At 59.5% G+C, this 20,330-nt stretch carries 14 protein-coding genes; 9 read left to right on the top strand and 5 right to left on the bottom strand.

The genetic code is table 11. The features are described from left to right. Positions 1–55: 55 nt before the first annotated feature. Both NZ453_RS13775 and NZ453_RS13770 read right to left on the bottom strand, forming a co-directional pair. On the bottom strand, positions 56–1,204 hold the full coding sequence (locus NZ453_RS13775) for a diguanylate cyclase (protein ID WP_263771233.1): 1,149 nt from the start codon (positions 1,202–1,204) through the stop codon (positions 56–58). Between the two features lie 27 nt (positions 1,205–1,231). Next, positions 1,232–2,248: an oxidoreductase gene (locus NZ453_RS13770; protein WP_263771232.1), complete on the bottom strand. Its 1,017-nt coding sequence runs from the start codon at positions 2,246–2,248 to the stop codon at positions 1,232–1,234. A gap of 239 nt (positions 2,249–2,487) precedes the next feature. Between NZ453_RS13770 and NZ453_RS13765 the strand changes: the two genes are divergently transcribed. The 4 genes from NZ453_RS13765 (at position 2,488) to NZ453_RS13750 (ending at position 7,822) form a co-directional block, all read left to right on the top strand. Further along, positions 2,488–3,000, top strand: coding sequence for a C40 family peptidase (locus NZ453_RS13765; protein WP_263771229.1), 513 nt, complete (start codon positions 2,488–2,490; stop codon positions 2,998–3,000). Between the two features lie 286 nt (positions 3,001–3,286). Beyond that, positions 3,287–3,994 (top strand): leucyl/phenylalanyl-tRNA--protein transferase, encoded by a 708-nt coding sequence (gene aat / locus NZ453_RS13760; protein WP_263771228.1) that lies wholly within the window; start codon positions 3,287–3,289, stop codon positions 3,992–3,994. Between the two features lie 39 nt (positions 3,995–4,033). Further along, positions 4,034–4,813 carry an arginyltransferase gene (locus NZ453_RS13755; protein WP_263771227.1) on the top strand — a complete coding sequence of 260 codons (780 nt, stop codon included), beginning with the start codon at positions 4,034–4,036 and terminating at the stop codon, positions 4,811–4,813. A gap of 207 nt (positions 4,814–5,020) precedes the next feature. Further along, positions 5,021–7,822: a cation-translocating P-type ATPase gene (locus NZ453_RS13750; protein WP_263771226.1), complete on the top strand. Its 2,802-nt coding sequence runs from the start codon at positions 5,021–5,023 to the stop codon at positions 7,820–7,822. Positions 7,823–7,831: 9 nt separating this feature from the next. On the opposite strand, the gene NZ453_RS13745 is transcribed toward NZ453_RS13750, so the two are convergent. The 3 genes from NZ453_RS13745 to corA all read right to left on the bottom strand — a co-directional run bounded on the left by NZ453_RS13745 (position 7,832) and on the right by corA (position 12,772). Continuing rightward, complete coding sequence (locus NZ453_RS13745) at positions 7,832–10,249, bottom strand: sensor domain-containing protein (protein WP_263771225.1); 2,418 nt, start codon at positions 10,247–10,249, stop codon at positions 7,832–7,834. Further along, the gene (locus NZ453_RS13740) at positions 10,246–11,517 is read right to left on the bottom strand and encodes a cyclic di-GMP phosphodiesterase (protein ID WP_263771224.1); all 1,272 of its coding nucleotides are present in this window, start codon (positions 11,515–11,517) and stop codon (positions 10,246–10,248) included. The genes NZ453_RS13745 and NZ453_RS13740 overlap by 4 nt, the downstream gene beginning before the upstream one ends. Positions 11,518–11,806: 289 nt before the next feature. Next, positions 11,807–12,772 (bottom strand): magnesium/cobalt transporter CorA, encoded by a 966-nt coding sequence (gene corA, locus NZ453_RS13735; RefSeq protein ID WP_263771223.1) that lies wholly within the window; start codon positions 12,770–12,772, stop codon positions 11,807–11,809. A gap of 309 nt (positions 12,773–13,081) precedes the next feature. Between corA and NZ453_RS13730 the strand changes: the two genes are divergently transcribed. The 5 genes from NZ453_RS13730 (at position 13,082) to rsxC (ending at position 20,323) form a co-directional block, all read left to right on the top strand. Then, complete coding sequence (locus NZ453_RS13730) at positions 13,082–16,174, top strand: PAS domain S-box protein (RefSeq protein ID WP_263771222.1); 3,093 nt, start codon at positions 13,082–13,084, stop codon at positions 16,172–16,174. 68 nt (positions 16,175–16,242) lie between these two features. Beyond that, positions 16,243–17,286, top strand: a complete 1,044-nt coding sequence (locus NZ453_RS13725; protein WP_263771220.1) for a quinone-dependent dihydroorotate dehydrogenase — start codon at positions 16,243–16,245, stop codon at positions 17,284–17,286. 86 nt (positions 17,287–17,372) lie between these two features. Continuing rightward, positions 17,373–17,957 carry an electron transport complex subunit RsxA gene (gene rsxA / locus NZ453_RS13720; RefSeq protein WP_263771219.1) on the top strand — a complete coding sequence of 195 codons (585 nt, stop codon included), beginning with the start codon at positions 17,373–17,375 and terminating at the stop codon, positions 17,955–17,957. Further along, entirely contained in the window at positions 17,957–18,496 is a 540-nt protein-coding gene (rsxB, locus tag NZ453_RS13715) for an electron transport complex subunit RsxB (protein ID WP_263771218.1), read from the top strand. The genes rsxA and rsxB overlap by 1 nt, the downstream gene beginning before the upstream one ends. A 117-nt stretch (positions 18,497–18,613) precedes the next feature. Beyond that, the gene (gene rsxC / locus NZ453_RS13710; RefSeq protein ID WP_263771217.1) at positions 18,614–20,323 is read left to right on the top strand and encodes an electron transport complex subunit RsxC; all 1,710 of its coding nucleotides are present in this window, start codon (positions 18,614–18,616) and stop codon (positions 20,321–20,323) included. The last annotated feature ends 7 nt before the right edge of the window (positions 20,324–20,330 follow it).

The raw sequence follows: 20,330 nt of genomic DNA, 5'->3' as shown, positions 1-20,330 counted from the left end.
AACCCTCTGCAGCCATACGGCAACCCTGCACTAACGATACGATGTACGACTTAAGCTATTTGTGCCCGGCGTCTTTTGCGTCCTGCGCCGAGTCGAGGTCAAGCAAGCGCTGTTCGATGCCTGCGATCGGCAGGCCCAACTCCAAATCCCGCTCCATCAGCCGGAGCAACGGCAACAACTGGCGCGCCAAAACGCGCAGATGCGGTATCACTTCGCCTTCACTACCTGCCTGAATCAAGGCCAGCGCACACTCAATCGTCGGCGCCGCCGAGACCGCAACCGGTGCTCGCGAACAGGCAATCACCCGATTACCGCCTGCTTGCTGAGCCTCCTTGAGGCGCGCCCCGGCCAATTCGATCAAGGCCCCCGCCGACGTCACGGTGTCGGTCGGGCTGTTACTGACACCGATACTGACCGATAAGTTCAATCGCTGGCCGTGTACGGCGATGTTTGCCTTCTGGATCGCTTCACGCAGGCGGTTACCAAACGACTCGCAGGCCGGATAAGGCGTTCCAGGCGAAATAGCCACGAGTTGACTGCCCGCGTAGTGTCCGAGACTGTCCTCCTTGCGAATTTTCCCCTGCAGGATCGAGATGAAACGTTTCTGCAACGTCTGGATGACCTCGGCACCATGCTCTTCGCGTAATGCACCGACGTTGTCGAACCCCATGACGATCGCGCTCACCTCGCTCCCGTGGCGCGCCGCGTGCGACATGGCCTGAGCCGCCTGAAGCTCGATGTACTTGCGCGTAAACAGGCCGGTTTCCGGATTCTGGACATTCTGTTCAAGATTCTCCTTGAGCTGGTTCTGCGCTTGCGCCAGTTTAAGAAGCGACTCGACGCGCGCCAGCAACTCCGCCGCCGTAGCGGTACGGCTGACGAAATCCGAAGCTCCGTGCGATTTAGCCCGCTCCAAGGCCTCCTCGTTATCGCCGGAAATCATCAGCATCGGCATCTGCGCCAAGCGCGCCAAGCGCGACGAACGCACACGCATCAGCAGTCCGTTACCATCGAGAATCGGGAGAGATAGCGAACAGATGACGAGGTCGATCGAATGATCGAGGACCAGGACCTGCCACGCCGCTTCCCCGTCCGCCTCCTCGCGGAAGTCGTAATAGTCCCGTATGTGCCGGCCGATCATCGCGCGAACCATGCGCGATTCGTCGACAATCAGAATCCGCGGCAATCGATTCTCGTTATCCATTCTTACGCCCGGCCCCAAATCACTCTCTCAATTTGAAGACGCGCCGTTCCGCTCGCCAGCGATCTCGACGACAATCCGGCCGCGTGATCGCGCTTGCACGAGATCGTCGAACACGCCGGGCAGATCGGCAAACGCCACTCGTCGCGTGATCTCGGAGAGACGCGAGGGCCGCAGATCACCCGCAAGGCGCTGCCACAATTGCGATCGAAGCGGTTCGCCGACGTTCACGGAGTCAATGCCGAGCAGGGAAACGCCCCGCAGGATGAATGGCATTACCGTCGTATTGAGGCTCGCGCCACCCGCCAAGCCAATGCTGGCGATGGTTCCGCCGTTCTTCATCGTGCTCGCCAGCCAGGCAAGCAATTGACCGCCGACGTTGTCGACAGCACCGGCCCAAATAGCTTTCCCGAGGGGGCGGATATTGGCAAGATCCAGCGACGAGCGCGGAAGAATCTCGGTGGCTCCCAACCTCTTCAGATAATCGGTTTCGCTTTCCTTTCCTGTAATCGCCGTAACTTGGTAGCCAAGTTTGGTCAGCATGTCGATGCTCAGACTGCCGACGCCTCCGGTGGCCCCGGTGACGATCACCGGCCCCGCATCCGGGCGCAGGCCATTTAGTTCCATACGTGCGATAGCTAGCGCTGCGGTAAACCCGGCTGTTCCGATCGCCATAGCTTCTAAGGGCGACATGCCTTTCGGTAGTGGCACGACCCAGCCGGCCGGTAAGCGGGCGTATTCCGCGTAACCACCATGGTGGGCGACACCGATATCGAAACTCGTCGCCAGGACGGCGTCTCCCGGGCTGAATCGCGGGTCTGCGCTTTTTTCAACGTAACCTGAAAGATCGACGCCACCAACGCAGGGATAGCGGCGAACGATACGCCCGGCGCCGGTAGCCGCCAGTGCATCCTTGTAGTTGACGCTTGAATACGCGACACGGATCGTCACTTCGCCGGGATCGAGTTGCGCCTCATCCATGACGATAAAAGCACCACGTCCCTTGCCGTCCACTTCATCGATGCGGTATGCCTTGAAGGGCTGCATAGTGTGTCCTTGTTTCCTTGATTCCGGGGCCCGGTTCTTCGGAGCCCTCTGCGAGCCGTTTGTGATGTGAACGCCATGATAGCGATAAAACCGCGTTTAGGGGACGTACACGTTCATTCGGGAATACAACTCCACTCTATTTAAAATCATTAACTTACGAAACAATCGGCGTGATTTCGAGAACAAATTCACGCTTTCAGGGTTTACACCGACCGCCTTTTCTTTTAGATTTCGGCCCCATGTTTTGTCACAAATCCATCACGATACTGCTCAGCGCCGCGGTGATCATGCTCGCCGGCATGACGACAGCAAGCGCCGTGGAACACGAGCCGGGCCTCAGCGACGAGCCCTCGCTGCTCGAACGCTACAAGACGGGTGCAAAAGATCTCGTGCTCAAGGGATTGGAACTGGTAGGCATCAACTATCGTTTCGGCGGTACCGATCCTGACAGCGGGCTCGATTGCAGCGGATTTGTCCAAGTCGTCTTCAAGGATTCGCTCGGCCTGCTTCTGCCGCGTACGGCGAAAGAGCAAAGCCAGGTCGGCGACGTCATTAAGCGCAGCGAACTGAAGCCGGGCGACCTCGTTTTCTTCAATACGATGCGTCGGGCGTTCTCGCATGTCGGCATCTATCTAGGCGACAACCGCTTCATGCACGCGCCGCGCACCGGGGCCGAAATTCGTGTTGAGGACATGAGTCAGGGTTATTGGGTCAAACGCTATAACGGGGCCCGCCGGGTAGTCGAACACTGACGGGAAATTGTTTGATGAGCGAAAAAAAGGACGCTGAAGCGTCCTTTTTTGTTACTTGCCCTCTTGAGCACACCCGTTTTCTCGGAGTACGTTCTCATTTAAGCAAGGAGCAAAGGCCGATGGCATGTTCCAAAGTTGAGGATTATTCTCATCCAGAAAGAGTCATGCAGGGAGCTTCACTTACCACTCCGATCCTGGCGACCTCTCAGGCATTCCTCGCAAACTCCCCGGCGTACCGGCCGCAGAAAAGAACGTCCATTTCACAAACGGGAAGTGGTCAGAGCAAATGATTCCCTGGATCGAAGCCGACGAAACGTTCCCCTCAGTGGAAGACGCCCTGCGCGACCCCAACGGGCTGCTGTGCGCCGGCCTTCACCTTTCGCCGCAACGGGTCTTGGAGGCGTACAAACACGGGATATTTCCGTGGTTTAACGAGGGCGACCCCGTTTTGTGGTGGAGCCCGGACCCGCGCATGGTGCTGTTTCCCTCTGAGTTCAAGATCTCGCGCTCGCTACGCAAGGCATTGCGGGCAGAACGTTACAGGATCAAACTCGATGCCCGGTTCGACGAGGTAGTGGCCGCCTGTGGCAGTACCCCGCGTAAGGGCCAGGACGGCACGTGGATTACCGAGCCGATGCAGGCCGTCTATGGAGCGCTGCATGAACTCGGTTTTGCCCACTCGGTCGAAACATGGGTTGGCGATACGCTGGTCGGCGGACTCTATGGGCTTGCCATCGGCCGTATGTTCTACGGAGAATCGATGTTCTCGCATGCGACCGATGCCTCAAAAATCGCGTTAGCCCATCTGGTGAAGTACCTGGAGAACATGGATTTCGGCCTCATCGACTGTCAAATGAACACAAGACACCTTGCATCGCTCGGCGCCCGCGAGATTCCGCGGCACGTTTTCATTGCCGAGGTGCGAAGGCTCACGACGTTGCCACCACCTGCCGGGCGTTGGCCTGCAGACGCCGCCCAGCGAGATTGGCGTTAGCGATCGACGAACGGAACGCGAAGAACACGACGGCGCCCAATGTCACATCTCAACGACTCCGAACTCCCGTTTTCGCTCCTGCAGTTCTACAGCACAGCGCCTTATCCTTGCAGCTATCTCGCCGGCGAGCAGGCCGTCTCCCAAGTGGCGACGCCGACGCACTTGATCAGCACCGAAGTCTATGGCGACCTCGTACGGGCAGGTTTCCGCCGCAGTGGTGTATTCACCTATCGGCCGATGTGCCCTCAGTGCCAAGCTTGCGTCCCGGTTCGGCTGCCGATCGCGTTGTTCACGCCCAACCGGAGCCAGCGACGCAGCCTTAAGACGCACGCCAGCCTGCATGCCCGCGAACTGCCGTTGATGTATTTCGATGAGCACTACCATCTGTATCAACGCTATCAAGCGGTTCGCCACAGCGGCGGCGGCATGGATCAGGACAGCCATGAGCAGTATTCGCACTTTCTGCTGCAGAGCCGCGTGGATAGCCGACTCATCGAGTTTACGGAGAACGGCGTACTGCGCATGGTGAGCATCATCGACGTGCTCGCCGACGGATTGTCGTCGGTCTATACCTTCTACGACCCCGATGTACCTGGTGCCAGTTTTGGCACCTACAACGTACTCTGGCAAGTGGCGCAATGCGCCGCCAACCGCCTGCCCTACCTTTACCTCGGCTATTGGATCCGCAACAGCCGCAAGATGGCCTACAAAGCCAACTTCCGTCCCGTGGAAGGTTTGATCAACGGCGAATGGCGGCCACTCGACCTTGCGGACGTCGAGGCTCAATATCCTCGCTCTTCATCCCGCAGCGGCTGTTAGTCCGTCAATTACGCACGGCCCTCTCTCTCCAATGCATCAGTCCTTCTCGCTACCTGGCACCGCAACAATCGACTTGTTCGACATGTAACCGCGGCCTAGGATTGAGTTGACGGGTGCCTGAGGCAAGGGTCATCTGCCTCAACGAGAAACGATCGAGATACGGGCAACCTGCCGTGCCGGACATCAAAACTCGGGGAGGACGTTCTCATGCATGACAAGGAAGCCCATGGGAAATCCATCGACGAACTCGCCGATGCGTTGCAGACCCATCTCGCCAGAGGCTTGACCCAAACAGAAGCGAGGGAACGCCTCACGAAGTACGGCGCGAATGAGCTGACCGAAAAACCTCGCCCCGGGTTCGCCGCCCTGCTCTGGCAGCAGTTCAACAACTATCTGGTCATCATCCTGATCATCGCCGCGTTCGTCTCGCTGGCTCTCGGCGAAATCGTGGATTCGATCGCGATCATCTTCATCGTCATCCTCAACGCCGTGGTCGGCGTGATCCAAGAGTCGAAGGCAGAAGCCGCGCTCGAAGCGCTTAAGAAGATGTCCGCTCCCCACGCGCAGGTTATTCGGGACGGCGAACAGTTAACGATTCCGGGCCGGGAGATCGTCGCCGGGGATGTCGTCCTCCTTGAAGCAGGCAATTATGTGCCAGCCGACCTGCGCTTGATCGAGAGCGTGAACCTCAAGATCGAGGAGGCTTCGCTGACCGGTGAATCGGTCCCGGTCGAGAAGGACGCTGCGATTGTGCTCGACAAGGAAGTGCCGCTGGGCGACCGCAAAAATACGGCCTTTATGAGCACGCTCATCAGTTATGGCCGAGGCAAAGGAATCGCGACGTGCACCGGCATGAACACGCAAATCGGCCTTATCGCCGAGATGATTCAATCCTTTGAAACCGAAAGTACGCCGCTGCAGAAGAAGCTCGAACATTTGGGCAAAGTGCTCGGGACGACCTGTCTTGGCATCTGCGCGCTTGTCTTTTTCTACGGTCTGTTCCGCGATACCGATCTTCTCACAGCGCTCAGGGGTGACTTCCTGAACTACCTGGTGACCGAAGAGAAGGACATCGTCAATCTCTTCATGACGGCGGTGAGCTTAGCCATCGCAGCCGTTCCCGAAGGTCTTCCGGCCATCGTGACGATCTGCCTCGCCCTTGGGATGCAGCAGATGATCAAGCACCACGCGCTCATCCGTAAGCTTCCTGCTGTGGAAACGCTGGGTTGCGCCACGGTCGTCTGTTCGGACAAGACCGGCACGCTGACTCAGAACCAAATGACCGTAGTTCAAGGCTACGCCGGGGCCCTACGATTCCGGGTCACGGGCGAGGGCTATAGCCCGAGCGGGCTGTTCATGGCGGGCACCGCCTCCTTTGAGGCTCGCCGTGACGCCGACGTAGCCCTGCTGCTGCGCGGTGCGCTCGCCTGCAATGATGCCAATCTGGAAGAGAAGGCGGACGAAGCTGGAGTTACGGTGCGCCGGATCATCGGCGACCCTACCGAGGGCGCTCTGGTAGTCGCGACGGCAAAGGCCGGATACCTGCGCGACGCGGAAACAGGCTTGCTACCGCGGGTTCAGGAAATCCCGTTCGACTCGGACCGCAAGCGAATGACGACGATACACCGCCTCGAAGGCGAATCGTTCGCCGCCCTTGGGTCGGGCTCGTTTGTCGCCTTCGTCAAGGGAGCCCCGGACGTCGTGCTCGATTTGTGTACGCGCAGAATTGAATCAGGCCGCGAGACGGAACTGACGCCCGAGTCGCGTGCACGGATACTCGAACAGAATCGTGACATGGCGCAGAACGCGCTGCGAGTACTGGCCATCGCCTATCGGCCGCTCGCCGAAATACCAGCGGAGATGGCGCCAGAAACGGTCGAACGCGACCTCGTTTTCGTGGGTCTGCTCGGCATGATTGATCCCCCACGACCGGAAGTCATCGAGGCGCTCAAAGTCGCGCGCGGAGCCGGGCTTAAGAGCATCATGGTCACGGGCGACTACAAGGACACCGCCGAGGCGATTGCGCGCGATATCGGCCTGCTGACACCTGGCGGCATCGTACTCACCGGACCGGAAATCGAACGCCTCAGCGCCGACGAACTGGCCGCGCGCTCCGACAGACTCGAAGTGTGCTGCCGGGTCTCTCCGCAACACAAGACTCGGATTGTCGAAGCGCTAAAGTCCCGCGGGCACGTGGTTGCAATGACGGGCGACGGCGTCAATGATGCACCGGCGCTCAAGCGCGCCAACATTGGCGTTGCCATGGGAATCACCGGCACTGACGTCGCCAAGCAGACGGCCGACATGGTCCTCACGGACGACAATTTCGCAAGCATTGTCTCGGCCATTGAACAAGGGCGGATCATCTATTCGAACATCCGCAAGTTCGTCTATTTCCTTCTCGCCTGCAATATCGGCGAGATACTGATCCTCTTTGGCGGCATGCTGGCAGGTATGCCGATTCCGCTGAAACCCGTCCAATTGCTATGGCTGAACCTGGTCACCGATGGTGCACCGGCTTTGGCTCTCGGATTAGAAAAGGGCGAACCGGATATCATGAAACATCCCCCTCGTTCTCCAGCCGAGCCCGTCATCAACGGCGACATGGCCATCGGTATTGGGCTAATCGGCGTCGTTGATACACTGGCCGTGCTGACGGTTTTCTACCTCGCTTTACAACGCTATCCTGGGCAATTGATGGCGGCGCAGACCATCGCTTTCGCAACGCTCTGCACATCGGAGTTGCTGAGGGCTTTCACGGCGCGCTCGGAGTATCACAGCGTGTTCTCGGTCGGGCTATTCTCCAACCGCGCGATAGTGTGGGCTGTGGGTGCGTCTTTCCTGCTTGTCCTGCTCGTGATCTACGTGCCAGCTCTTCAGCCCTTCTTCGACACAGTTCCGCTGACTGCCGAAGACTGGGCGTTCATGCTGCCGTTCTTCCTCGCATCGCCGATCGCCATGGAGACACTGAAGGTGTATTACCGCCGTCGGGAAACGAAAGCGGCGTAGTGCTCAGTGCTAAACGGAAGGAAGAAAATCCGGCGTCAGCATGGTTTCCACCTCGCAGGCGTCGAGCGCCGCCGCGAACAGATACCCTTGGTATTCCTGGCATCCGAGTTCGCTGAGGCAAGCTTTCTGCTGCTCGTTCTCCACACCTTCGGCAATCACGCGCAGCCTTAGCGCGTGACCGAGATGGACAATCGCGCGCACGATCGCCAGGTCGCTCTCATCGTCAGGCAACCCGTTGACGAACGAGCGGTCGATCTTCAGCTTTTGTACCGGGAAACGCTTCAGGTAGGAGAGGCTGGAGTAGCCGGTGCCGAAATCGTCGATGGACAATTGGACGCCAAGCTTGGCCAACGCTTGCAGGCGCGCGAAGGTCTCGTTGATATCACGGATGAGGATCGACTCGGTGAGTTCGAGTTCCAGTCGTTGGGGTTCGAGGCCGGATTTGCTGAGCGCGGTTGCAACGCTGTCAACAAAGGTGAAGCTTTGAAACTGCAAGGCGGAGACATTGATCGCAACGACGGTATCGATGCCCGCGGCCTGCCAACGCGCAGCCTGCGCAACCGCTTCGTTGAGCACCCATTGGCCGAGGGCGACAATGAAGCCCGTTTCCTCGGCAACGGGAATGAAGTACGCCGGCGAAACCTCGCCTAGCTCCTCGCTTTTCCAGCGCAACAAGGCTTCGACGGCATTGATCCGGCCGGTGACGAGATCCACTTGCGGCTGATAGCGCAATAGGAAATGTCCTTCATCGAGCGCAGCGCGCATCGCGGAATCGAGCTTGATGCGCGAGAGCGAGTCGATATTCATTTGCGGGTGATAGAAACGGAAGTTCGAGCGCCCCCGCTCCTTCACCTGGTACATCGCCGTATCGGCGTTCTTGATCAACTCGTCTCTCGTCCGTCCATCCACTGGGAAGAGCGCGATCCCGATACTGCTCGTCAGCGTAATGCAAAGATCGTCGAGAACCACCGGTTCGCCGAGTCGGTGCAGCACACGCTGAACCATCGCTTCGGCGCCAAGCGCGTCGGTATCGTGCAGGAGAAGGACGAACTCGTCGCCCCCCATGCGCGCGACGGTATCGGAGAGGCGCAGGCAGGACTTGATACGTTGCGCCACGTCAACGAGCACCCGATCGCCAACGACGTGGCCGAGCGAGTCGTTGATCTGCTTGAAGCGATCGAGGTCGATGACCACGATCGCGAACGTCTTGTTTTCGCGCCCACAGAGGCCGATCGAGAACTCGATACGCTCGCTCAGCAAAACCCGGTTGGGCAAGCCGGTCAGCGCATCGCTATAGGCGAGTTCCTCAATACGCTGGCTAGCCGCAATCTTTTCAGTCTGATCCTTGAAGAAACCGATGTAGTGCGAAGTGGTGTTTGTTTTCGACACGACACGTACGAGGCACACAAGCGCCGGTACGCACTCGCCGTCCGGCCGCTGATAGTACGCCTCGCCTTCCCAGGAATTACGCCGGTCCAACTCGCGGAAAAACTCAGGGCCCAGTGACCCGTGCTGTACCGTACGGATCATCCGCCAAATCGACTGACCCTTGACCTGGCCCGCTGTGAGTCCGCTGATACGCTCGAAGCAGGCATTCGCAGTCGCAATCAGCCCCTCAGAGTCGGTCACGCAGATCGCATCCAGGCTCGACTCGAATACCTCTGATGCAAGTTGCAGCCGCGACTCGTTGGCCAACTGCTGCGTAATGTCGCGGAACGAATATACCCGACCGGTCAACCGCCCGCTGGCAAGCTGCGGCATCGACACGCATTCGAGAACACGGCCGTTGCGCAGGGTGATTACATCGCGAGTCTCTTCGAGCCCTGAGTCGGCGACAGCGGCGAAACGTTTTTCGTATTCAACGCTGTTTACGACGCTGCGCGCCATCCACAGGTGCGTAGCAACATCATCGCGGCGCGTCATCAGCGACAGCGGAATGTCCCAGAGTTCGGCGAAGCGCTTGTTGTAGCTACGGATACCACCTTCGGTATCGGCGACGAGGATACCGTCCGCTGTCGACTCCAGCGTCGCGCGCAATTCCGCAAGCAGAGTCTCAAGTTCCTGCTCGACGCGCCTCTGCTCGGTCTTGTTCGATAGCGCGACCAGGTACACGACGACGTCTGGCGTAAGTTTCACTTGCGTCACCCGGCGTTCCACCGGCACCGTCTTGCCATCCTTCAAGAGCAGGAGCGTATTCGACGAAATTGTAGACGCAAGACCGGCGGCAACGTCCTCCCAGAAAAACTGATCCTCCGGCGTACCAGTCAATTCGATCACCGCACGGCCGACAAGCTGGTCGGGCCGCATGTCGAGCATTGCGGCCGCGGCGCGGTTGCATGCAATGATGCGGAATTCAAGCGGGTCGACGAGCCAGACCGCCTCGATCATTCCTTCCAGCAGAGGCTGCCAGCGCTCGATACCGATCACGACTCTTCCCCTCCCGATGTGGCGCTCGCGGCTTCGAAGAAATAGCAGATGCGCTTGCGCGGCGACAGGTAATCGAGCACGGGCCGCGGCAAATGCATCGGCTTGAGGCTGCGCCTGACGCCGAGGTCCGGATGTTTTTCGAGATCGACGACCAGCGCTTCTTCCTTCGGAACCTGCGCGTCATGAATGATGAGCCGTGGCTTGAGCGGGCGGGAAGAATTTACAGAAACCACCATAGCGTACCGGCCATCGGTCAGTTGAACCACGGAGCCGGGAGGATAAACGCCCATCATGCGGATGAAAACCGCCATGGTTTTGTCGTCGAAGCGCTGCTTTCTCTGTGTGAAGAGCAGCGAAAGCGCTTCGTGCGGCGTAAGCAGCGCCGCCGGATTAGCCGGATTGCAGAGCCCGTCGTACTGGTTGGTCAAGGCAACGATGCTGGCCAACGGGGAGATCTTCTTACCGACCAGGTTGAGCGGAAAGCCCGTACCGTTCGCCGCCTCGTGGTGCTGCGCGATGCACAGCAGAGCAGCGTTCGACAAGCCCATGGTCTTGCCCGTTTCGAGACCGTGGCCCACATGCTCCTGGTAGCGGCGCCGTTCGACGCTGGTGAACTGTTCGTCGTTCCAACGCAGGCGGTTCGGCAGCTCTTCCTTGCCGATGTCATGGAGCAGAGCCCCAATTCCGAGCTCGTGCAAATCCTCATTGGACAACCCGCTCGCCTTGCCGAGCAACAACGAAAGCACGAGGACATTCACGGAATGCATCGACCCGCGGTCACCGACCTGCTCGGAAAGCAATCGGATGCTGCTTTCTTCGAGTTCAGACAAACGCGCCACGACGCTTTCGACCAGCACCCGTGCCTGCAAGCGCGATTTGTCGGGGACCACCTTCACATGCTTCACGAGCGCGTTGAAGGCCTTAGCCGCCTCGTCGTATTGGTACTCGCACGCCTTGAGGCGAGCATTCTGCGTCTGTAAGAGCGCCCGTCGCTGCTGACGCTCCTCTTGCTCCGGCGTCAAGATGGGACTTTGATCTGGAACGTCAGACGTTTGCTCGCTTGCTGGCGGGTCGCTCTTCTCGGGCGAGTAGCGGATACGTCCGATCCCCATCGCGCGTATGGCGGCGATCTGTTCCTGCGACTGCAATTTGAAACTGCTGAGCGGAAACGGATGCGACATCCATCCCGAGTCGATGTAGACATACAAGCCGATACGCAAGTCGGCGACATCGATCATCGGGGTATCGGGGTCGCACGCATTTTTCATATTCGAATCACTCTCCGTGCCTAACGGGGCAAGCATACCGCATCGCGAAGGAATGCACCTTCTCCGCAAGCAGTACATGCGCCTATTAGGGCTTTGTTCGTTGTTCCGGCTAAAGGGAACACGCCAGGTTGATAACTCCCCGACGATAACGGCACGTCCGCGACGGAATTGAGGGCAACATGCAAGATGACCATTACGGCAATACGACGCGGCCTGCAGGCACGCTGCGCGCCTCAACAACAGCATCGTGGCAAGCCGCAGAACCCGCCGTCAGCGGTTCGCGCCGCGTCTAGAGCCAGCCGGCACGCCGGAACCGCAGGAAAAGGAGGATGCACGCAATGGTTATAGCGCCCAGAGCCACCGGATAGCCGTATTCCCATTGCAGTTCGGGCATGACTCTGAAGTTCATTCCCCAAATGCCGGCAAACGCTGTTGCCACGGCGAAGATCCCGGCCCACGCAGCAAGTTTCTTGTTGACCTCGCTTTCCTCGATAGCGACCATCGAGAGGTTCACCTGAATCGCGGTACCGATCGTGTCACGGATGTTTTCGAGCGAGGTGTTGATTCGTGCCAGATGGTCATAGACATCGCGGAAATATTCGCGACTGTTCGAGCATACCGTAGGCCCCCAGCCTCCGGAGAGCTTCGCAGTTTCCTCGACGAGCGGGCCGACCGCGTGACGAAGGACGGTGATCTTCGACTTCAGCAAGTAGAGGCGTTTGATGTTGGCACGAGCAGCGTCCTTGGCGAAGATTTGGTCCTCGATCTCTTCGAGTTCTGATTCCAGTCGATCGATGATCGGGAAGTACCGGTCTACCGTCGCATCCATCAATGCGTAAAGGACGAAACTCGCTCCCTGGCGAAGCAATTCCGGCTCGCGTTCGCAACGCTGGCGTACCGCCATGAAATGCTGGTCGCTGCGGTTCCGGACGGAGAGAACGTAGTTGCGGCCGACAAAGATGTCGACCTCGCCGACATTGAAACCGTCACGGGTCAACTCCGGCAGTTGCATGACGACAAAAACGGAATCGCCGTACTCTTCGATTTTCGGGCGCTGGTGGCCGTGATGCGCATCCTCAACCGCGAGTTCGTGCAGGCTGAATTCTTCCTTCATCTGCGCGAGTTCCTGCGGCGTAGCGTCCGCCAGGGCGACCCAGACGAAACAGCCCGGCCGTTGCAGGTAATCGCTTATCTCTTCGACCGATAGGTCCGCCAGCCGCGAACCATTTTCGTAGGCTACACAATTGACAAGCACGCTTCGTTCCTTCGTTTGATCGGGTAATAGGCAGGTTACGGCGGCCTTCCGGACCCGGCACATCGACTCGGTCCCAGGCCCTCCTGCGCCGCACGAATATGGCACGACTCGTTCGCGCGGTCAAAAGCGAGGCGCCCCGCACCTTTTGCTCAAAAATACCGTCCAGAGCATCCGCCCGTCCAACGTCAGACCTTTCATGAAGCAATCCGTGGTTGCCTCACCCGAAAGCTCGCGTGTAGTATCGCCATGCAAAATGGCTAGGCCTTGGTGCGCTGGCATAACGCGCCGCTTGAGGGGGAAACGCCCACGATGCTGACGGTCCGTTCCTGGCAGTCGCTCAAGAACAGAATAACGTTCGCCACGCTGGCCGTTTTCCTTACCGGCCTGTGGTCTCTTTCGTTCTATGCCAGCCAAGCCTTGCGCCGCGACATGGAACGCGTGCTCGGTGCCCAGCAATACTCGACCGTTTCCATGGTGGCAAGCGAGGTCAATCGCGGCATCGAGGAACGACTTGCTGCCTTGCGTGAAATGGCAAGCGGCGCCGCAGAACCCTTGGCGGCAGGGTCCGAGGCCGCGCAACGGTTCCTCGAGGAACGCATCATCCTCAAACTCCTATTCAATGGAGGTGGCTACATCACGGGAGGTGACGGAACCACGCTTGCCGATGTTCCACTAGCGTCGGGGCGCCGCGGTGTCAATTACATGGACCGGGACTTCATCGCCTCCGCGCTGCGTGAAGCGCGTACGACGATCGGTCGGCCAGTGATGGGCAAGAAAGCGCAAGCTCCGGTGTTCGTCATGACCGCCCCGATTCGGAACCCAGCCGGTGAGGTGATCGGTGCACTATCAGCGCTGACCAACCTTGAGCAGCCGAACTTCCTCGATCAGATTACGGAGAGCCGCTACGGGCAAACCGGAAGTTACTTGCTGGTCGCTCCGCAGCACCGCCTTATCGTCACATCGAGCGATAAGAGTCGAATCATGGAAACGCTTCCACAGAGCGATCGAGAAGGGCTCGATAGCGAATTTAGTGCGGGCCATGAGGGAACGCGCCTCACGCACGATCCAGACGGTATCGAAGTTTTGTCCTCGGCAAAGCCCATCCCGGCGGCCGGGTGGTATGCCGTCGCGGCGTTGCCAACTGCCGAGGCCTTCGCACCGATCCGCGATTTGCAGCGGCGAATGCTCTTCGCCACAATTGCCCTGACGCTCGCCGCCGGCGCCTTCACGTGGTGGCTGCTCAAGCGGCAGCTCTCGCCGTTGCAAAGTACCGCCCACACGCTCGGTACCATCGCCAACGCCCCCTATCCTTTGCAACCGTTGCCCGTCGTCCGTCGTGACGAAATCGGGCAGTTGATCGCCAGTTTCAACCGTCTCTTGGAGACGCTTGGGCAACGCGAGCGGGCGTTGCATAACGCCTTGCGCTTTCAACAGGAATTGATGGAAACGGTCCCCTCGCCGATCTACTACAAGGACGCTAGCGGACGATTCATTGGCGGCAACCGCGCGTTCAGCGAGTATGTCGGCATCCCCCGCACGCAGTTTGTCGGCAAACATATCCGGGATTTCGTGTCGTCACCGTTTCCAGAAAGCGAGGAAGCCGCGGACGGCGCATTGATCGCCAACCCCGGTGTGCAGATTCAAGAGACATTCGTGCCTTGTGCCGACGGTAGTACGCGCGACTGCATTCTCTACAAGGCGACCTTCAGCGATTCCGAAGGTCGAGTGGCCGGCCTGATCGGGGTCATGCTCGACATCACCGAACACAAACGCGCCGAAGCCGCCCAACGCGATAGCCACGAAACGTTGCGCAGCATCCTGGCCACGACCCGAGACGGCTTCTGGAGGCTAGACCAAACGGGTCGTCTGATCGAAGTCAACGCCGCCTACTGTCGCCTCTCGGGATACGCACGAGAGGAACTTCTCGACCGGCCAGTTGGCGAACTTGACGCCAACTTCGATGCAGAGGGTGTGGCGCGGCGTATCGCGGAAACCCTGGCGCAAGGAAGTCAGCAATTCGAATCAACTCATCGGCGGAAGGATGGAAGCCTCTGGCACGTCGAAGTCAGCGCAACCTCCCGCGAACAGGAAGGTAACTACCCAAAGGAGAAGGGGCCGGAACTCTTCGTCTTCCTGCGTGACATCACTGAGCGCAAGCGCACCGAAACCGAACTCGAACAACATCGGCTTCACCTTCAAGAGCTGGTTGCCTCGCGCACGGTTGAACTCGAACGCGCCAAAGACGAAGCCGAAGCAGCCAACCGTGCCAAGAGCACCTTCCTCGCCAATATGAGCCATGAGATCCGGACGCCGCTAAACGGAATCATCGGTATGGCGAACATCCTGCGCCGGGGCGGCGTGACGCCAGATCAAGCCGAGCGGCTGGACAAGATAGATACCTCGGCGGCGCATCTGCTCGGCATCATTAACGATATCCTCGACCTGTCAAAGGTCGAGGCCGGGAAACTCGTCCTCGACGAAGCGCCGGTATCGGTCAATCGGCTGCTCTCCAATGTAAGCGCGATGGTGTGCGAACGCGCGCAGGCAAAAGGAATTTCCCTTGTCGTCGACGAAGGTGATTTTCCGACGCTTTACGGCGACCCCACCTATCTGCAGCAGGCCCTCCTCAATTACGTTTCCAACGCGGTCAAGTTCACCGAATGCGGCTCCGTCAACCTGCGGGCTGTGTTGGACGAAGAAGACGCCGAAACAGCGGTGATCCGGTTCGAAGTAACGGACACGGGAATCGGCATTGCGCCGACGGCCGTGCCGCGCCTATTCAGCGCCTTCGAACAAGCCGACAGTTCGACCTCGCGCAAATACGGAGGAACGGGGCTCGGACTGGCCATCACCCGCCGCCTGAGCGAGCTGATGCACGGCCAGGTCGGGGTGGAAAGCACGCCAAGCGTCGGTAGTCGCTTCTGGTTTACGGCTCGATTGAGGAAGGGAATGTCAATGACCACTTCCGACACGCTGCCGGCCGACGCAGGCAAAGAGATCAGCGAACGCTACCGTGGACGGCGCGTTCTGGTCGTGGACGACGAGCCGATCAACACCGAGGTCGCCCGTCTGGTTCTCCAGGACTGCGGCCTCATTGTCGATACAGCGGACGATGGCGAGGAAGGCGTACGCATGGCCGAACTGGCGCCCTACGCCATAATCATCATGGATATGCAGATGCCGAACATCGATGGGCTGGAAGCGACGCAACGCATACGCGGGTTGGCCGCTCATCGAACAACACCGATTATCGCCATGACGGCTAATGCATTCTCCGAACACAAGGCGCGCTGTCTCGAAGCTGGGATGAACGACTTTGTGGCCAAGCCGTTCGACCCCGACATGTTGTTTGCGGTCGTGCTCCGCTGGCTCGATCGTTCGAGTACCACCGCTTCGTCGTAAAGGGCCGCCTTAGCGACGCCGAGGGCTTCGCGGCGACCGGCGATTCGACGATGCGGTAAAATCCGCCGATGATTTACTCGCTGATTCGCAAATTCTTCTTCTCGCTCGACCCCGAAATGTCGCATGGACTCGGCATGTCGGGCATTGATTTCATGCACCGTGCCGGCGTCGCTTGCCTGCTCGCCAAGCCTGTCCCCTCGCGCCCGGTCAAGGTCATGGGGCTTACGTTCCCGAACCCGGTTGGCCTCGCCGCGGGGCTCGACAAGAATGGCGAGCACGTTGACGCCCTCGCTGCGCTCGGTTTCGGTTTCATAGAAATCGGCACCGTCACGCCGCGCCCTCAACCGGGGAACCCGAAACCCAGGATGTTTCGCATCCCGGAAAAGCAGGCGATCATCAACCGGATGGGATTCAACAACGATGGTGTGGACAAGTTGCTCGCCAATATCGCGGACGCCCGGTTTCCCAGGCATGGCGGCATCCTCGGCATTAATATCGGCAAGAACTTCGATACGCCGATCGAGAAAGCCGCGAACGATTATCTGATCTGCCTAGAGCGCGTTTATGGCGCTGCCAGTTACGTCGCCGTCAACATTTCGAGCCCCAACACGAAAAATCTCCGCGAGCTGCAAAAGGACGACGCACTCGACGCGCTACTCGGCCAATTGAAGGCGGAACAGATGCGCCTTGCCGACAAGCACGGCAAGTACGTTCCACTCGCGCTAAAAATTGCTCCCGACCTCGAAAGTGAACAGATCCAGTCTATTGCGGATTTGCTGCGTCGGCACCGCGTCGACGCGGTCATCGCCACAAATACAACGCTTTCCCGCGGCGGCGTCGAGGGGTTTCCGCATGCCGAGGAAACAGGTGGTCTCTCTGGAGCGCCTGTGTTCGGCCGGTCCACGGCGGTGTTGCGCCTGCTGTCCGCTGCGCTTGCCGGTGAAGTGCCGATCATCGGCGTCGGCGGCATCATGTGCGGCGCGGACGCGGCGGCCAAGATCGACGCCGGAGCCAGCTTGGTGCAGCTCTATACTGGATTTATATACCGTGGACCAGCGCTCGTCAGCGAAGCGGCTTCCGACATCGCCAAACGACCGACGACGGCCGGATAACGCCACCCATAGCATGGTTGTTCGGCCTGCGCCAAAAGGGGATAATCCCGGGGCTTTGCCTTCCGCATCCGAACGTTACGCGTGACATGACCCACTATCTGTTCATCGTCATCGGCGCTGTTCTCGTAAACAACGTCGTGCTGGTGAGAATCCTCGGGCTGTGCCCCTTCATGGGCGTCTCCAAGAAACTGGAGACGGCGTTCGGCATGGGCGCGGCAACAACGTTCGTGCTTACGGTAGCGACTGGCGCGACCTATGTGATCGACCACTTCCTGTTGATGCCATTCGGGCTTGAGTATCTACGCACAATCTCGTTCATCGTCACAATCGCCGCTATCGTCCAGCTGACGGAGATGGTCATCCAGAAGAGCAGCCCAGTGCTGCACCAGGTGCTCGGTATTTACCTGCCGCTGATCACGACCAATTGCGCAGTGCTCGGCGTTCCTCTGCTCAATGTCGCGAACAAGTACAACTTCCTTGAATCGCTGCTCTTCGGAGCCGGAAGCGCCGTCGGGTTTTCGCTCGTGCTGGTGCTCTTTGCGGGCATTCGCGAGCGCATCGAAGGCGCCGACGTTCCGGTGCACTTCCGTGGCGTAGCCATCGCGATGATCACCGCGGGATTGATGTCCTTGGCATTCATGGGCTTCGCTGGCCTCGACAAGTACCGGTAATGCTGACTGCGATCCTCATCATGGCGCTCGGCGCCGTCATCCTGGGAGCCGCCCTCGGGTACGCGTCGATCAAATTCAAAGTCGAAGGCAATCCGCTCGTCGAAAAGATCGAAGCCATCCTGCCGCAAACGCAGTGTGGCCAGTGCGGCTTCCCGGGCTGCAAGCCTTATGCCGAGGCAATTGCCGGAGGCGAGGAAATCAATCGCTGCCCGCCGGGTGGCCAGGAAGGCGTCCGCAAGCTTGCCGATCTGCTCGGTCGCGAGGTCAAGCCGCTCGATGCCGAAGAAAAACCAAAACAACTCGCGATCATCGACGAGCAGACGTGTATCGGCTGCACGTTATGTATCCAAGCCTGCCCGGTCGACGCAATCGTCGGCGCGGCCAAGCAGATGCACACCGTCGTCAGTTCGCTGTGCACCGGATGCGAACTGTGTGTGAAGCCCTGCCCGGTTGAATGCATCCGCATGGAAGTCATCGAGGAAAGCATCGACAATTGGAAGTGGAAGTATCCGGTAATCGAACTCAAACGAGTGGCATGACAAACAACGACAGTTGCCGCTCGCGTGCGATGCGGCCTTGGGGAGCCCAGAGGAGAGAGCGCATGGTTACCCTTCTCCGATCAGGGCGTGCCGCTGGTTCACGGCAGGGATAGACGCGTGTTTCAGCTTTTCAAGTTCAAGGGTGGCGTCAAGCCGGAGACTAACAAGGCGGTTTCGGTCACGGCGCCGATCGCGATCGCACCGTTGCCGGCGCAACTCATCGTGCCGCTGCACCAGAGCATCGGCGGCATGCCGAGACCGCTCGTCAAGGCGGGCGAACGGGTGCTCAAGGGGCAACGTATCGGCGACCCGGATAAGTGGATTTCGGCGGCGGTGCATGCGCCGACTTCGGGAACCGTCGTTTCTGTCGAGGAGCGGATCGCTTCGCATCCCTCAGGCCTGCCAACGCTATCCGTCGTCCTCGAGCCCGACGGTCGCGACGAATGGATGGAGCGCGCGCCGCTTGATTACGCCTCACTGGAGCCTGAACGCGTAAGAGAACGGCTGCGCGACTTTGGCGTCGTTGGCCTCGGGGGTGCCGTTTTCCCTAGCCATGCCAAGCTGGTCGCTGCCAAAGCGGTACCCATGGAAGAGCTCGTCATCAATGGTGCCGAATGCGAGCCATTCATGACCTGCGATGACATGCTGATGCGCGAACGGGCAGAGGAAATCGTGCGCGGCGTCGGCATTTTCCGCGATCTGCTGGCGCCCAAACGCGTGCTCATCGGCATTGAGGACAACAAGCCGGAAGCCCTGGCCGCGATGCGTGCGGCGGTGCAAATCGTCGGGGAAAACTTCGAGGTTGTTGCCGTACCCACCCGCTATCCAGCAGGCGGTGCGAAGCAGTTGATCCGCGTGCTCACCGGCAAGGAGGTACCTGCCAGCACGCGTTCGCCGGAAATGGGCGTGCAATGTTTCAACGTCGCCACCGCCTACACCGCCTGGCGCGCCATTGCACACGGCGAGCCCGTGCTTTCGCGCATCGTCACATTGACGGGTAATGTTGAGCAACCGCGCAATTGGGAGGTGCTGCTCGGCACGCCGCTGCGTGACCTCATCGCCCTCGGCCAACCCAAAGCCGACACGACAGGCTACGTAATGGGCGGCCCGATGATGGGTTTTGAAATGCCGAGCCTTGAGGCCCCCATCGTCAAAGCCACGAACTGCATCATCGCCGCCTCCCCAACACTCTTTCCACCGCCAGCGCCGGAAATGCCCTGCATCCGTTGCGGTGCATGCGCGCAAGCTTGTCCGCACGAACTGCAGCCGTTCGAACTCTATTGGTTCGCACGCGCCCGCAACTTCGGAAAGACGCAGGAATACAACATCTTCGACTGCATCGAATGCGGTTGCTGCAGCTACGTCTGCCCGTCGCACATTCCGCTCGTGCAGTACTTCCGTTTCGCCAAGAGCGAAATCTGGGCGCGCGAACGCGAGAAAAACCAGGCTGATGCAGCCAAGGCGCGCTTCGAGTTCCGCAACGAGCGCGAAGAGCGCGAGAAGGCCGAAAAAGCCGAGCGTTTGGCGAAGGCGGCCGCTGCCAAGGCCGCAGCGGCAAAGCCGGCGAGTGAAGGTGTGTCTGCGCAGAGCGTGGCTGTTACGGACAACACGGCTGCGACGCTGGATCCGGAAGCGATAAAGAAGGCAACCATCGCCGCGGCGATGGAGCGTGCGAAGCGGCAACGTGAAAGCGTGCAGCCCAAGAATACTGAAGGCCTGACTGCCGCGCAGAGCGAGGAAATCGCCGAAATCGAGGCGCGCCGGACGCCTTTGCAGAAGCCGACCGATCAAGGGGAAGAGAATTCAGCCCCGGCCATCGAGAAATGAGCCGCCC

This window comes from Propionivibrio soli, from assembly GCF_025770765.1.
GTDB classification, from domain to species: domain Bacteria; phylum Pseudomonadota; class Gammaproteobacteria; order Burkholderiales; family Rhodocyclaceae; genus Propionivibrio; species Propionivibrio soli.
The sequence above is the reverse complement of the archived record's forward strand: the minus strand, read 5'-3'. Positions and strand labels throughout refer to the sequence as shown.

Excerpts from the sequence above, each read along its gene's own strand:
- NZ453_RS13775 (WP_263771233.1), bottom strand. The coding sequence starts at position 1,204 with ATGGATAACGAGAATCGATTGCCGCGGATTCTGATTGTCGACGAATCG.
- NZ453_RS13740 (WP_263771224.1), bottom strand. The coding sequence starts at position 11,517 with ATGAAAAATGCGTGCGACCCCGATACCCCGATGATCGATGTCGCCGAC.
- NZ453_RS13755 (WP_263771227.1), top strand. The coding sequence starts at position 4,034 with ATGTCACATCTCAACGACTCCGAACTCCCGTTTTCGCTCCTGCAGTTC.
- NZ453_RS13725 (WP_263771220.1), top strand. The coding sequence starts at position 16,243 with ATGATTTACTCGCTGATTCGCAAATTCTTCTTCTCGCTCGACCCCGAA.
- NZ453_RS13770 (WP_263771232.1), bottom strand. The coding sequence starts at position 2,248 with ATGCAGCCCTTCAAGGCATACCGCATCGATGAAGTGGACGGCAAGGGA.
- NZ453_RS13765 (WP_263771229.1), top strand. The coding sequence starts at position 2,488 with ATGTTTTGTCACAAATCCATCACGATACTGCTCAGCGCCGCGGTGATC.
- aat (WP_263771228.1), top strand. The coding sequence starts at position 3,287 with ATGATTCCCTGGATCGAAGCCGACGAAACGTTCCCCTCAGTGGAAGAC.
- rsxA (WP_263771219.1), top strand. The coding sequence starts at position 17,373 with ATGACCCACTATCTGTTCATCGTCATCGGCGCTGTTCTCGTAAACAAC.
- rsxB (WP_263771218.1), top strand. The coding sequence starts at position 17,957 with ATGCTGACTGCGATCCTCATCATGGCGCTCGGCGCCGTCATCCTGGGA.
- NZ453_RS13750 (WP_263771226.1), top strand. The coding sequence starts at position 5,021 with ATGCATGACAAGGAAGCCCATGGGAAATCCATCGACGAACTCGCCGAT.
- NZ453_RS13730 (WP_263771222.1), top strand. The coding sequence starts at position 13,082 with ATGCTGACGGTCCGTTCCTGGCAGTCGCTCAAGAACAGAATAACGTTC.